We start from the raw sequence: 14298 nt of genomic DNA, 5'->3' as shown, positions 1-14298 counted from the left end.
TCTGAAATTATAATTATGGAATTTACTCTACTTATAGTTATTATAGTCCTGGCTTTAATATTTGATTACATCAACGGTTTTCATGATGCTGCCAATGCTATAGCAACTGTTGTTGCCACAAAAGTATTAACTCCTTTTCAAGCAGTTGTTTGGGCGGCATTCTTTAACTTTTTGGCGTATTGGGTTTTTGGTTTTGGTGTAGCAGATACTGTTGCTAAAACAGCCAATACCATGGATATCAACTTAGTTGTAATCCTTGCTGGTGTAATAGCGGCTATTATTTGGAATTTATTTACTTGGTGGCAAGGAATTCCTTCCAGCTCTTCTCATACCTTAATTGGTGGTTTTGCCGGAGCAGCAATTGCTCATGCAGGTTTTGGCGTGGTTTCTTGGTATAAAGCAGGAAAAGATGGTGGTATGCCTTCAGGAGTTTTAATTATTGTTGCCTTTATTATATTGGCACCATTGTTAGGAGCTTTGATTTCTTACTTGATGTCGATATGGCTTCTTAATGCGTCCAAAAAGAGCATTTATCCAAAGATTTTTACAGCTTCTTTAATGATATTGACAGTTTGGTTTGTAGAAAGCCAAATGATTTATTATGATCAAATTGAAAAACCTCGTTTCGATTCTCCTTTTTGGAGTGTTGCTTTTGAAGCGCATAATATCAAATGGTTTTTAGTTGCATTTATAATCCTGTCAATAAGCACATTCTGTTTAATATTCAGTAGTTTAAATTTAAATCAAGCTACGGCATGGTTGAAAAAAATGCAATTACTGTCTTCAGCAGCTTTTAGTTTAGGACATGGTGGAAATGACTCTCAAAAAGTAATGGGTATTATTGCAGCAGCAGTTGCGGTTTATATTCACACCAGTGGTGTTGCTCAAGAATCGTTACCTGCTTGGCTAGATGTTGTGTTGCCAAATGATGAAGGTGCATTTAAAATGCCGGCTTGGATTCCTTTAGCTTGTTATTCTGCTATTGCAGCCGGAACGTTAAGTGGAGGATGGAAAATTGTGAAAACAATGGGTTCGAAAATTACAAAAGTGACTTCTTTTGAAGGTGTAGCTGCAGAAACTGCAGGAGCATTGACATTATATTTTACAGAGCATTTTAAAGTGCCTGTAAGTACAACGCATACTATTACTGGATCTATAATTGGAGTTGGACTTACTAAAAGAGTTTCTGCAGTACGATGGGGAATGACTGTTAGCTTATTATGGGCTTGGGTTTTAACCATTCCAATTTCAGCAATATTAGCAGCAATCATTTACTATATCTTTAGTATTTTTATTTAATGCTAAAATAAAAATCATAAAAAAACCATTCGTCAACGAATGGTTTTTTTATGCTCTAAAATTAATTTTTTTAAAACAGTAGGTCTTGTATTTCCTTCGTTTTATCAAATACGCTTTTCGCGAAAGGACATAATGGTAAAATTTTGAGATTATTTTCCCGTGCATATTGTACAGCTTCCATCACTAATTTTTTGCCTACACTTTGTCCTGCAAAATCAGGATTAACTTCGGTGTGGTCAATAATAAATTTATCGGTTCCTGCCCAAGTATATGTCATTTTTCCGGCTTCGATGTCATTATCAACGGCTCTAAAGTAGCCGTTTTTTGTTTCGTTTATTTGTTCAATTGTCATGTGTTTCTAATTTAATGCTGTTGTTATTTCGATTGGGTTGCTTAAAATTTTGTGTATCGGACATTTATCTGCAATGTTTACTAATCGGGCTTTTTGATCAGTGTCTAGATCCCCGAATAATTGAATGTTACGATTTATTTTGAATTTATTTTCTACTGAATCAGTTTCAAAAGTGACTTCAACTTTTACATCGGTTAAATTCCAGCCTTTTCTATTGGCATACATGCGTAAAGTGATGCAGGTGCAAGCTGCTAATGAAGAAGCGAGTAATTCTTTTGGCGCAAAGCCTAAATCTTTTCCTCCGCTACTTTAAGGTTCATCAGAAATGATGAAATTAGTTTCTGATTGTATTTCTGTTTTATAAAGTTCAGTGCCGATACTTGCTGTTATTTTACCCATATTATTGTCTTTTATTTTGCTCTGGAAGTGGAACAAATTCAGTTTCACCAGGAACTTTATCAAAGGTTTGTGCCAACCATTTTTCTTTTGCTTTTTCAATCAATTCTTTGGTTGAAGCAACAAAATTCCAATAGATAATTCGTTCTTCCGGAAAAGGATCACCACCAAAAATGTAAATAGTGGTGTTTTCTGCCATATCGAAGGTGCAGAGTTTACTGTCTTTGGCAATCAAAATTTGCTTTGGACCAAAAACATTTCCTTCACTTTCAATACTGCCTTCTAGAATGTATAAAGCGCTTTCGCCAAATAAATGCTCGCCTAAAGTCACTGTTTGACGCGAAGTGCTTTTTAGTTCTAATAAATACAGCGGACTGTAAACTGGAACGGGTGATTTCTTGCCAAGTACTTCGCCAGCTATAAGTTTAAAAGCAATGTTATCCGTTTTCCATTCTGGAATTTGATTTTCAGGAACGTGAAAAAACGAAGGTTCCATTTCCTCTAATTCCTTCGGCAATGCTACCCAAATTTGAAGTCCGTGCAACATTTTGTTTGAACTACGCAAATATTCAGGTGTTCGTTCTGAGTGAACGATTCCTTTTCCAGCGGTCATCCAATTGATCTGTCCGGGTTTGATTTCCATTTCAGTTCCCAAACTGTCTTTGTGCATAATACTTCCTTCAAACAAATACGTCAAAGTGGAAAGTCCAATGTGTGGATGTGGCGGAACATCTAAATTTTCGTATTCGCTCATGCAGGTAGGTCCCATATGATCGATGAATGCAAATGGTCCAACCATTCTTTTTTCTCGAAAGGGAAGCAATCGCCCAACCATAAAGTTACCAATATTGCTTGGGCGTTCTTCTATAATCAGTTTTATGTTTGACATTTTAGGGGTTTTAAAATATAAAAATAAGAAATTATTCTTCTAAATAACCGAATTTACCCATATTCACATCATTGAATGCTTGCATGATTTCTGCTTGGGTATTCATTACAAATGGTCCGTGCGCTGCAATAGGTTCATTGATAGGTTCTCCACTTAAAATTAAAACGATGGCATTTTCAGTTGCTTCAATGATAAATTCTTCGCCTTCATTTTCAAATAATGCAAAATGATCTGCAGGAACATTTTCGCTGTCATTCACTTTTATGCTTCCTTCAATTACCAATAAACCGGTGTTGTAATTTGCCGGAAAATGGAAAGATGCTTTTGCTCCTTTATTCAATTTGGCATTTTGTAAATGTACTGGTGTGAAAGTAGAGGCAGAACCTTTCAAATTTTCATATTCTCCAGCAATAACTTCAATTACTCCACCATTTTCAGGAAGTTCCAATTTATTGATTTGGTCGTTTGTAATCCCTTGGTATTTTGGTGTTGACATTTTGTCTTTTGCCGGAAGGTTGACCCAAAGCTGTACCATTTGAAAATCACCACCATTTTTGCTAAATTCTTCTTCATGGTATTCTTTGTGTAAAATTCCCGAAGCGGCTGTCATCCATTGTATATCTCCTTCTCCAATAATGCCACTGTTTCCAGAACTGTCATGATGCGCTACTTTTCCCTTATAAGCAATCGTAACGGTTTCAAAACCTCTGTGTGGATGAACACTTACGCCTCTGGGTTGGTCTGTAGGCGGAAAATAAAATTTTGAATTATAATCCATCATGATAAATGGACTCATTCTTTTCATGTCTAAATGATATCCGCTCGGGATAAAATTGTGTACTCTAAATCCGTCACCTACCATGTGTGGTGGAGGTGGAGCCAATACTAATTCAATATTTTTTGTTTTCATTGCGATGTCTTATTTTAATTATAGTACAAATTTACTATGGATTAAAATCAGATGCATTGATGTAGGATAAGAAATGATTTTAGAAGAACTAATACGGCTTAAAATTTCTTTTAGCTAATTCCTTGCGAACTCTGCTCAGGGTTTCGGGTGTAATGCCTAAATAGGAAGCAATCATCCATTGTGGAATACGCAAAGTAAGACTTGGGTAAATGGTTATGAAATCTAAATAGCGTTGTTCAGCATTTGCTCCCAATAATAAGTTCACTCGTTTTTGAAGTTGTCGAATGTGATTGTGTAACGCAGTATTGTCCTGCTCCCGAAAAGAAACGCTGATTTCTGCAGCGGCATTAATGAAGTTTTTATCGATAAACACAATTTCAGTATCCTCAATGGCATCAATAAACAATTCAGAAGGTTCGTTGAAATAAGAACTGCTTCTGTCCGAAATAATCCAATTCTCAGCCGCAAACTGAATGATATGTTCTTTTCCGGTTTCGTCTATGGTATAGGAACGCAATAGTCCTTTGGATACAAAAAAAGAATGATGACAAATATCACCCTGATGGAGCAGAATGGTTCCTTTTTCAACTTTTTTGGATTGCAATGTATCCGTAATCGAAAGAAACTGCTCGTCCGTTAAATTTGTTTTAGATTGAAAGTATGTTTTGAAAGAATCGAGCATAATTGTTTCAGGACTTTATTGGTGCAATTTGGTTGTTTTAAACTCCTTTAATTATTTTTTGAGTGTTTAGGTTTAATTTATTCCTCCTAAATTTTTATGAATTCGTCTGCGTTTGTAATGGGTTTGCCTAAGGTTATTATCACCCGATATAATGCTAATGTTGCCATCAATCTCAAGCATTGCCAGTTTTACATCTTTGAAATATTCGACACCATGTTCGCGCATGGCTTCTTTTAATTCATCAGAAGAAATATTTAATTTGCTTAATGCTTTAAAATCCAGATTTCCGTTATGGATTAGAATTTCGGGTTTTTCCTGCATGAAATCACCAAATTTAGGGTATTTATACATCAATTTCTTTAAAATAAAATTGATGGTAAACAATACAGTTGCTGCAGCTATTCCGCCATAAAGGCTCGTGTTACTGCCAACCATAGCATTTTGGACGGAGTTGCTTATGAGCAATATCAATATCACGTCGGCAGTGTTCAGTTGAGACAATTCTTTCTTACCAAAAAGACGCAAGGCAATAACCATGAAAAAATAAACGGCTGTACTTCGAAGAATTATATCAAGATATTCGTTCATTTTTTTGGTTTAAAGTAAAAAGTTTAAAATTTATCTGCAGACAGAAAACTATTTCAGTTTAAAATTTTTCTCAATTGCTTTTATCATTTCACCTGCAATGTCTTTGTTGGTAGCACCTTCAATTCCTTCCAATCCTGGGGATGAATTTACCTCTAATAATAAAGGCCCTTTTGAAGAACGAATAATATCAACACCTGCCACTTTCAGGTCCATTGCTTTAGTTGCTTTTATGGCGATTTTCTTTTCTTCTGCAGTTACTTTTATGATTGATGCAGTTCCTCCAAGATGAATGTTAGCTCTAAATTCACCAGGCATCGCTTCACGCTGAATGGCAGCAACAACTTTTCCGTCAATTACAAAACAACGAATGTCTTTTCCATTGGCTTCTTTGATGAATTCTTGGACTAATATGTTTGCATTTAAGCTTTTAAAAGCATTAATAACGCTTTCTGCGGCTTTTTTTGTTTCCGCCAGTACAACACCTTTTCCTTGTGTTCCTTCCAGTAATTTTACAATTAAAGGAGAGCCTCCGACCATTTTTATCAAATCATCGGTATCCAATGGAGAATTTGCAAAACCAGTTGTAGGAATTTCTACACCGTGATTCAACAGTAATTGCAAAGAGTATAATTTGTCACGCGATTGCGTAATGGCGTTAGATGAATTTAAGCAATATACTTTTAAGGCTTCAAATTGTCTGGTCAAAGCACAACCGTAAAAAGTAATGCTTGGTCTGATTCTAGGTATAATAGCGTCAAATTGATTTAATATTTTACCGCCACGATAATGAATTTCAGGTGTTTTTGCATCCAGTTTCATGTAACATTCCTTGATATTCAGAAAGTGCATTTCGTGACCACGCATTTCTCCTGCTTCCATAATACGCTTGTTGCTGTACAATTCAGGATTACTGGCTAAAAGTCCGATTCGTAAACCAGAGCTCGCTTTCTCAGAATTTTTATATAATTCTTTTAAGATGTCAGAAGTAGGTTGTCCCAAAAGATATTTCTGTTCCGGATCAACAAGAACTCTTCCGCTCATGGCTTCTCGACCTAAAAGCATTCGGAAACCCATTGAATCCCGATTGGTTAATGTCATTTCAATAGGCCATTTTGAGCTTCCTATTTGAAGATTTGTTTGAATAACATAGCGTTGTTCTCTAAAACCACTGGAACTTTTAACGATGCGTTTATCAATTAAAGGTGCTTCACAATGAATCACCGTTTTTAGATTATTTTGTATCGGGTTGATGTCAAATTTTACCCAGTTGCTTTCATTTTTGATAAATGGAGCAATGTTTATAGCATGTAAAGCGGATGTTTTCGCTCCCGAATCTACTCGGGCTTTAATAGTAGGAATTCCTAATTCTGGAAAAGAACACCATTCTTCACTACCTAAAATAACTTTGTTATCTGACATAAATTAATTTTGTTTAACCTTTTTTATAAAGACCAAATGTAAATATTTGTTTTCAAAAAAAGTATGTTTACTGTAAAGAATAAACCCGTTATGTTATAAAAACGTAACGGGTTTATTTTGCTATAATTGTTTGCTAAATTTAAGGATTTGTAGGTTCCCCAGCTTTATGAATCTGCACTGTTAACTCTTGTGAGCCATCTTCAATATCCATAAAAATCTCATCTCCTGAAGTAATTTTCGAAGTGATGATTTCTTCTGCAAGGGCATCTTCAACATACTTTTGAATGGCTCTTTTTAATGGTCTAGCGCCAAATTGTTTATCAAAGCCTTTCTCTGCTATAAATGCTTTTGCTCTGTCAGAAAGATTCAATTGGTATCCTAATTCAGCAACACGAGCAAATAATTTTTTTAATTCAATTTCGATAATCAAATCGATATCATGTTTTTCTAAAGCATTGAAAACAATTACATCGTCAATTCTGTTAAGGAATTCAGGAGCAAAAGTTTTTTTCAATGCATTTTCGATGATGCTTTTTGAATTATCGTCAGCCTGAGCTACTTTGGCAGCAGTTCCAAAACCAACACCTTGTCCAAAATCTTTTAATTGTCTGGCTCCAACATTGGAAGTCATGATAATTATAGTGTTCTTGAAATCAATTTTTCGACCTAAACTGTCTGTCAAATAACCATCATCCAAAACTTGCAATAACATATTGAAAACATCAGGATGCGCTTTTTCTATCTCATCCAATAATACTACACAATATGGTTTTCTTCTTACTTTCTCTGTTAATTGACCACCTTCTTCGTATCCTACATATCCCGGAGGCGCTCCAACTAAACGGGAGATTGCAAATTTTTCCATGTATTCACTCATGTCAATACGAATCAATGCGTCTTCAGAATCGAATAATTCTTTAGCTAGTACTTTTGCTAATTGAGTTTTACCAACACCGGTTTGCCCTAAGAAAATAAAAGAACCAATTGGACGATTCGGATCTTTTAATCCGGCACGATTTCTTTGGATGGAACGAGCAATTTTCATTACTGCTTCTCTTTGTCCAATCACCTTACCTTCAATAAGTTCTGGAAGTTTAGCTAGTTTGTTACTTTCAGTCTGTGCAATACGGTTAACAGGTATTCCACTCATCATAGAAACCACATCAGCCACATTGTCTTCAGTAACTTCAATTCGGTTATTCTTAGCATCTTCTTCCCATTGTTCTTGGGCAATAGCTAAGTCTTTTTCGATACGTTTTTCATCATCACGAAGTTTAGCAGCCTCCTCGTATTTTTGTTTTTTGACTACAACATTCTTCAATTCACGTACATCTTCTAATTGACGTTCCAAGTCTAAAATTTGTTTTGGAACTTCAATATTGGTAATGTGAACTCTAGAACCTGCTTCATCTAATGCATCAATGGCTTTGTCCGGTAAAAAACGTTCAGACATATATCTATCTGTTAGTTTTACACACGCTTCGATTGCTTCTTGTGTGTAGGTAACATTATGATGGTCTTCATATTTGTTTTTGATGTTATTCAAAATGGTGATTGTTTCAGAAACTGATGTAGGTTCCACAATTATCTTTTGAAAACGTCTTTCTAATGCGCCGTCTTTTTCTATATATTGTCTGTATTCGTCTAATGTTGTTGCACCAATACATTGAATCTCTCCACGAGCTAATGCAGGTTTGAACATATTAGAAGCATCCAGTGAACCTGTTGCGCCACCAGCGCCTACAATAGTGTGAATTTCATCTATGAAAAGAATGATATCGTCATTTTTTTCTAATTCATTCATCACTGCTTTCATGCGCTCTTCAAACTGTCCGCGGTATTTTGTACCTGCAACAAGACTAGCTAAATCTAAAGTAACGACACGTTTATTGAATAAAGTACGCGATACTTTTTTCTGAATAATTCGCAACGCTAAACCTTCGGCAATAGCTGATTTCCCCACTCCAGGTTCCCCTATAAGCAATGGATTGTTCTTTTTACGACGGCTCAAAATTTGCGAAACGCGTTCAATTTCTTTCTCACGTCCCACAACAGGATCTAGTTTTCCTTCTTCGGCCATTTCAGTTAAATCCCTTCCAAAATTGTCCAAAACTGGTGTTTTAGATTTTTTATTTGATTTATTGGCTGGATTGTTGAAAGTTCCTTCTTTTAGACTGTCATCTTGTCCTGAATCGTCATTATATGATTCGTTTCGTGGCAAATTTTCTATAAAATCTTCTTCGTTTGGAGTCATGTTTAGATATTGTTCTTTAGCTATGTCATAATCAATTTTTAATTTATTCAATAGCTTGGTTGTTGGATCGTTTTCATTTCTTAAAATACACAACAATAAATGTGCTGTGCTGATAGACGAGCTTTGAAAAACTTTTGCTTCAAGAAAAGTGGTTTTCAATGCGCGTTCTGCTTGGCGTGTCAAGTGTAAGTTTTTCTTTTCAACATTTACTTCCAGGCTTGGACTAGCAGGACTTAAGATCTCTACTTTTCTGCGTAAATGATCCAAATCAACAGATAGGTTGTTCAATATTTGAATTGCTTTCCCGTTACCGTCTCTCAAGATACCCAGCATTAAGTGCTCAGTTCCTATAAAGTCATGACCTAGTCGCAAAGCTTCTTCTTTGCTGTAAGTAATAACGTCTTTTACTCTTGGTGAAAAATTATCATCCATAATATATATTTGATATCGTAAATTTAGTGAATTAGTAATTGAAAAACAAAAACCATTCCTATAAGAAGTGGTGTCAGCTAATAGACAAAAATAAAAATAATATTAAAGTTAAAATTCACTTAATTTATTAACTAAAACGGCAGTAAAATTTGTTAATAAATCATTGAAATAACTAGTGTGAAATAGGTCTAAAAATTTCAAAAAGGCGTATATTGGCACGTTTTGAAACTAATATAATTTTTTAATATAACAACTTATGTCTGAAGGAGAAAAGTTAATTCCTATTAACATAGAAGATGAAATGAAATCAGCTTACATCGATTATTCGATGTCAGTAATTGTATCAAGAGCGCTTCCAGATGTTAGAGATGGCTTGAAACCAGTACATCGAAGAGTATTATTTGGAATGCATGATTTAGGAGTTAACTCCAGATCTGCCCATAAAAAATCAGCAAGAATTGTCGGGGAAGTTCTTGGAAAATACCACCCACACGGAGATACATCTGTTTATGATGCGATGGTTCGTATGGCACAAGAATGGAGTATGCGTTATTTATTGATTGATGGTCAGGGTAACTTTGGTTCTGTAGATGGCGATAGTCCTGCAGCGATGCGTTATACGGAGGCTAGAATGCGTAAGATTTCGGAAGAAATCTTGGCAGATATCGATAAAGAAACAGTTGATTTTAAATTAAATTTTGATGATACATTAGAAGAACCAACAGTTATGCCAACTCGTGTTCCTACCTTATTAATAAATGGGGCAACAGGAATCGCAGTAGGTATGGCTACTAATATGCCACCTCACAACTTAACTGAGGTAATCAATGGTACGTTGGCTTTCATGGATAATAATGATATTGAAGTTGATGAGTTGATGAATCATATTAAAGCCCCGGATTTTCCTACCGGAGGTATAATATATGGATATGAAGGCGTTCGTGAAGCATTCAAAACCGGTAGAGGACGTATTGTAATGCGTGCTAAAGTTGGTTTTGAAGAAGTGGATGGCAGAGAATGTATTATCGTTACCGAAATACCTTATCAAGTCAATAAAGCTGATATGATCAAGCGTACGGCTGATTTGGTTAATGATAAAAAAATTGATGGAATTGCAAATATCCGAGATGAGTCGGATAGAAACGGGATGCGTATCGTTTATATTTTAAAACGTGATGCGACACCAAACGTAGTTTTAAATACACTTTATAAGTTTACGCAATTACAATCTTCTTTTAGTGTAAACAATATTGCAATTGTAAAAGGGCGTCCACAAATGTTGAATCTGAAAGATTTGATTCATTATTTTATCGAACACCGTCATGATGTAGTGATTCGTAGAACGCAATTTGAATTGAAAAAAGCGGAAGCAAGAGCGCATATATTAGAAGGGCTGATTATCGCTTCGGATAATATTGATGAAGTGATTGCTTTAATCAAAGCTTCAAAAAGTACGGAAGAAGCAAGAGAGAAATTAATCGAAAGGTTCAATTTATCAGATATTCAATCTCGTGCCATTGTAGAAATGCGTTTGCGACAATTAACAGGTCTTGAACAAGATAAGTTAAGAACTGAATACGAAGAAATAATGAAGTTAATCGAGCATTTGAAAGCTTTATTAGCGGATGTAAACTTAAGAATTGCTTTGATTAAAGAGGAACTAACTGAAATTCGTGATAAATACGGAGATGAGCGTCGTTCTGTAATTGAATATTCAGGTGGTGATGTAAGTATTGAGGATTTAATTGCTGATGAAAATGTAGTAATTACAATTTCTCATGCAGGTTACATTAAACGTACTAATCTTACGGAATACAAAACTCAGAATAGAGGAGGAGTTGGACAAAAAAGTGCTGGAACAAGAGATCAAGATTTCTTAGAGCACATGTTTGTGGCAACAAATCACCAATACATGATGTTCTTTACCCAAAAAGGAAAATGTTTCTGGATGCGTGTTTATGAAATACCGGAAGGTAGTAAAACGGCTAAAGGTAGAGCAATCCAAAACTTGGTAAATATTGAAAGCGACGATAAAGTAAAAGCGTTTATCTGTACTCAAGATTTAAAAGATAAAGAATATATTAATAGCCATAACCTTATTATGGTAACCAAAAAAGGTCAGGTTAAGAAAACATCTTTAGAGAAATATTCTAAACCTAGAGTTAATGGTGTTGCTGCAATTACTATTAAAGAAGGCGATGAATTATTGGAAGCGAAATTAACTAACGGAGAAAGTCAAATTATTTTGGCTGTTAAATCCGGTAAATTGGTTCGTTTCGAAGAAACAAAAACCCGTCCAATGGGAAGAACAGCTTCTGGAGTTCGTGGAATAACGCTTAAAGATGATACTGACGAAGTAATTGGCATGGTTACTGTAAATGATATGAACAGCGAAATTCTAGTTGTTGCTGAAAATGGTTATGGAAAACGTTCAAGCCTAGATGAGTATAGAATCACAAACCGTGGTGGTAAAGGAGTTAAAACTTTAAATATTACCGAGAAAACAGGAAAACTGATTTCGATAAACGCCGTTACTGATGCTGATGATTTAATGATTATCAACAAATCAGGATTGACTATCAGAATGGCCGTTGAAGATTTGAGAGTTATGGGACGTGCTACGCAAGGAGTGAAGTTGATTAACATCAAAGGAAACGATTCGATTGCCGCAGTTACAAAAGTTATGAAGGACGATGTCGCTGAAGTGGTAGTAGATGAAGAAGGTAATGTTATCGAAACGGAAGCTATTGAAAGAGTTAAACCAGTTTTAGAAGTTCTTGAAGACGAAGGTACGGAAGAGGATGACGATGAAGACGATTCTGAAGAAGAAGAAGTTGAAGACGAGGCTGAAGGTGACGACGAAGATGATGAAGCATAAATAAAAATTAGAAAACCAAGAATAATTATTAAACAAAAATAGAATATTATGAAAAGTAAATATGTATTACTAGCATCAGCATTATTGATATCAGTAGCTACTTTTGCTCAAAAAGATCAAATTAAAGCCGCAGAAAAAGCGTTGAAAGCTGGTAAGTCTCAAGAAGCAGTAACGATCTTGAATGAAGCTGAATATTTAGTAGTGAATGCTCCAGATGCTGAAAAAGCACAATTTTTCTTTGTAAAAGGGAATTCTTTATTAGATTTAGCCAACAAGAATGTTGATACTAATACCAATCTTTCGCTTGCTGCAAAAGCATACCAAGATTTAATTGCTGCTGAGAAAACTTCTGGGAAAGTAAAATTTTCAACTCAGGCTGCAGCTTCAATTACTGATATTAAATTCAAGTTGATTAACGGTGCAATTGCTGATTCAAAAGTGGATAAGCATGCTGATAGTGCTAAAAAATTATATGACGCTTATTTGTTAGATAAAAAAGACACTATCAATTTATATTACGCAGCTTCTACGTATGTAAACGCTAAAGATTATGATGCAGCACTTAAGTTGTATGATGATTTGAAAAACTTAAACTATTCTGGAAAAGGAACCAGCTATTTTGCAGTTAATAAATTAACTAGTCAAGAAGACTTTTTTACGACACTTCAAGAAAGAGACAGAATGGTGAAGTTAGGAACGCATGAAAAGCCAAGAACTGAAGTTATTCCTTCTAAAAGAGGTGAGATATATAAAAACATGGCTTTGATTTTAGTTGAAAAAGGTAAAACTGAAGAAGCTAAAAAAGCAATTTCTGAAGCGAGAATAGCAAATCCTGAAGATACTTCATTGACTTTAACGGAAGCTAATCTTTATTTGGAAACAAAAGATTTCGATATGTACAAAAAATTAATCGCTGAAGTATTGGAAAAAAATCCAAATGACGCTGATTTGATTTTTAACTTGGGAGTATTAAGTGCAAATGCTAAAAATGTTGCAGATGCTGAAAAATATTACAAGAGAGTTATAGAAATTAACCCAAAATATATTAATGGGTATATTAATTTAGCTGCTTTGAAATTAGAAAATGAGAAAGCGATCATTGACGAAATGAACAAGCTTGGAACTTCTACTAAGGATATGAAGCGTTATGATGAATTGAAAAAGAAAAGAGAAGAGCTTTTTAAAGGAACAATTCCTTATCTTGAAAAAGCGGTTGAACTAGATCCTAAAAATACAGATGTTTCTAAAACTCTTTTAGGTGTTTACAGTGCATTAGAAATGACTGCAGAATACAAAGCGTTAAAAGCTAAAATGTAAAATAATTTTTCAAATAAAAAAGCCTGTCTAATTTTAGACAGGCTTTTTTTTTATACTATTTTTTTGATGACTCTTAATTTGTGAGTATGCTTATTTGTCTCAGCATTAAATATTCCTAAATGATCTATGCGGTCAATCCGTACTTTTCCACTGGCGTGAATGATGTAATTATCGGCCATTATGATTCCAACATGAATAATGTTGCCTTCTTCATTATCAAAAAATGCTAAGTCTCCAGGTTCGCTTTCTTCAATAAAACTTAATGCTTCTCCTTGTGTCGATTGTTGAGAGGCATCTCGCAATAATTTGTATCCATTGAGTTTGTATACCATTTGGGTAAAACCCGAGCAATCAATACCAAAAGGAGTTTTTCCTCCCCAAAGGTAAGGAGCATTCAAATACATAAAAGCAGTATTTATTAAGCTCTCTTTGCTTTTTTCTCCACTGGTTTTAGTTCCTTCAAAATCAAAATTCGAAATATTTATCTCATTATGATGTATAAAAGATAAAGAGGAACCAAGCGGAATGGGTATCAATAAATTATTTGGTACGGTAATATATTCTATTAAATCAGCATTTAAAATGATAGCTTCAGAAGATAGTTGATTAAAACTGGCTTCGGAAATCAGTTGTAATTGTTTAGAATCTATCCAGCCTTCGTAATCATCATATTGCATTCTGATTTTGGACCATTGTCTCAATTGCTCTAAAATTTCAAAATGTTCACCAAATAAAACTTGAGAAACGATTTCGCTTCTGTCACTGGGTTCAAAGCGAAGTGGGATTATGGCTAGATTACAAATTCCGAACATTTAGGTTCTTTTATGAGTTAAGAATTAAGAGTTATAGACTTGAAAAACCTATAACTCTTAACCTATAATT

At 34.8% G+C, this 14298-nt stretch carries 11 protein-coding genes and 1 pseudogene; 3 read left to right on the top strand and 9 right to left on the bottom strand.

All coding sequences use genetic code 11. The annotated features are described in order from the left end of the window. The first annotated feature begins 15 nt into the window (after nt 1–15). On the top strand, nt 16–1299 hold the full coding sequence (locus CLV00_RS13630) for an inorganic phosphate transporter (RefSeq protein WP_099715694.1): 1284 nt from the start codon (nt 16–18) through the stop codon (nt 1297–1299). 70 nt (nt 1300–1369) lie between these two features. Here CLV00_RS13630 and CLV00_RS13625 read toward each other — a convergent pair whose 3' ends face one another. The 8 genes and pseudogenes from CLV00_RS13625 to CLV00_RS13590 all read right to left on the bottom strand — a co-directional run bounded on the left by CLV00_RS13625 (nt 1370) and on the right by CLV00_RS13590 (nt 9221). After that, entirely contained in the window at nt 1370–1651 is a 282-nt protein-coding gene (locus CLV00_RS13625; protein WP_099715693.1) for a GNAT family N-acetyltransferase, read from the bottom strand. A 6-nt stretch (nt 1652–1657) separates the two neighbouring features. After that, nucleotides 1658–1891, bottom strand: a pseudogene (locus CLV00_RS16590) (OsmC family protein); the annotation flags it as partial. A gap of 160 nt (nt 1892–2051) precedes the next feature. Continuing rightward, the gene (locus CLV00_RS13615) at nt 2052–2936 is read right to left on the bottom strand and encodes a pirin family protein (RefSeq protein WP_099715692.1); all 885 of its coding nucleotides are present in this window, start codon (nt 2934–2936) and stop codon (nt 2052–2054) included. Between the two features lie 31 nt (nt 2937–2967). Further along, nucleotides 2968–3846 carry a pirin family protein gene (locus CLV00_RS13610; protein ID WP_099715691.1) on the bottom strand — a complete coding sequence of 293 codons (879 nt, stop codon included), beginning with the start codon at nt 3844–3846 and terminating at the stop codon, nt 2968–2970. 88 nt (nt 3847–3934) lie between these two features. Continuing rightward, nucleotides 3935–4531, bottom strand: coding sequence for a Crp/Fnr family transcriptional regulator (locus CLV00_RS13605; protein ID WP_369800968.1), 597 nt, complete (start codon nt 4529–4531; stop codon nt 3935–3937). Between the two features lie 69 nt (nt 4532–4600). Further along, the gene (locus CLV00_RS13600) at nt 4601–5116 is read right to left on the bottom strand and encodes a DUF421 domain-containing protein (RefSeq protein WP_099715689.1); all 516 of its coding nucleotides are present in this window, start codon (nt 5114–5116) and stop codon (nt 4601–4603) included. A 48-nt stretch (nt 5117–5164) separates the two neighbouring features. Further along, a complete protein-coding gene (rimK, locus tag CLV00_RS13595; protein ID WP_099715688.1) occupies nt 5165–6535 on the bottom strand; it encodes a 30S ribosomal protein S6--L-glutamate ligase in 1371 nt (456 codons plus the stop codon). A 139-nt stretch (nt 6536–6674) separates the two neighbouring features. Further along, nucleotides 6675–9221, bottom strand: a complete 2547-nt coding sequence (locus tag CLV00_RS13590) for an ATP-dependent Clp protease ATP-binding subunit (protein WP_099715687.1) — start codon at nt 9219–9221, stop codon at nt 6675–6677. A gap of 256 nt (nt 9222–9477) precedes the next feature. On the opposite strand from CLV00_RS13590, the gene gyrA reads away from it, so the two are divergent. Both gyrA and CLV00_RS13580 read left to right on the top strand, forming a co-directional pair. Next, nucleotides 9478–12099 (top strand): DNA gyrase subunit A, encoded by a 2622-nt coding sequence (gene gyrA, locus CLV00_RS13585; RefSeq protein ID WP_099715686.1) that lies wholly within the window; start codon nt 9478–9480, stop codon nt 12097–12099. 48 nt (nt 12100–12147) lie between these two features. Continuing rightward, a complete protein-coding gene (locus tag CLV00_RS13580) occupies nt 12148–13416 on the top strand; it encodes a lipopolysaccharide assembly protein LapB (protein ID WP_099715685.1) in 1269 nt (422 codons plus the stop codon). 50 nt (nt 13417–13466) lie between these two features. On the opposite strand, the gene CLV00_RS13575 is transcribed toward CLV00_RS13580, so the two are convergent. After that, on the bottom strand, nt 13467–14228 hold the full coding sequence (locus CLV00_RS13575) for a C40 family peptidase (protein WP_099715684.1): 762 nt from the start codon (nt 14226–14228) through the stop codon (nt 13467–13469). Between the last annotated feature and the right edge of the window lie 70 nt (nt 14229–14298).

This window comes from Flavobacterium sp. 11, from assembly GCF_002754315.1.
GTDB classification, from domain to species: Bacteria; Bacteroidota; Bacteroidia; order Flavobacteriales; family Flavobacteriaceae; genus Flavobacterium; species Flavobacterium algoritolerans.
This window is presented reverse-complemented; position numbering and strand designations above follow the sequence as displayed.

What these genes read in the sequence shown, in the direction of transcription:
- CLV00_RS13630 (WP_099715694.1), top strand. Translation starts at nt 16, where the DNA reads ATGGAATTTACTCTACTTATAGTTATTATAGTCCTGGCTTTAATATTT.
- CLV00_RS13625 (WP_099715693.1), bottom strand. Translation starts at nt 1,651, where the DNA reads ATGACAATTGAACAAATAAACGAAACAAAAAACGGCTACTTTAGAGCC.
- CLV00_RS13615 (WP_099715692.1), bottom strand. Translation starts at nt 2,936, where the DNA reads ATGTCAAACATAAAACTGATTATAGAAGAACGCCCAAGCAATATTGGT.
- CLV00_RS13610 (WP_099715691.1), bottom strand. Translation starts at nt 3,846, where the DNA reads ATGAAAACAAAAAATATTGAATTAGTATTGGCTCCACCTCCACCACAC.
- CLV00_RS13600 (WP_099715689.1), bottom strand. Translation starts at nt 5,116, where the DNA reads ATGAACGAATATCTTGATATAATTCTTCGAAGTACAGCCGTTTATTTT.
- rimK (WP_099715688.1), bottom strand. Translation starts at nt 6,535, where the DNA reads ATGTCAGATAACAAAGTTATTTTAGGTAGTGAAGAATGGTGTTCTTTT.
- CLV00_RS13590 (WP_099715687.1), bottom strand. Translation starts at nt 9,221, where the DNA reads ATGGATGATAATTTTTCACCAAGAGTAAAAGACGTTATTACTTACAGC.
- gyrA (WP_099715686.1), top strand. Translation starts at nt 9,478, where the DNA reads ATGTCTGAAGGAGAAAAGTTAATTCCTATTAACATAGAAGATGAAATG.
- CLV00_RS13580 (WP_099715685.1), top strand. Translation starts at nt 12,148, where the DNA reads ATGAAAAGTAAATATGTATTACTAGCATCAGCATTATTGATATCAGTA.
- CLV00_RS13575 (WP_099715684.1), bottom strand. Translation starts at nt 14,228, where the DNA reads ATGTTCGGAATTTGTAATCTAGCCATAATCCCACTTCGCTTTGAACCC.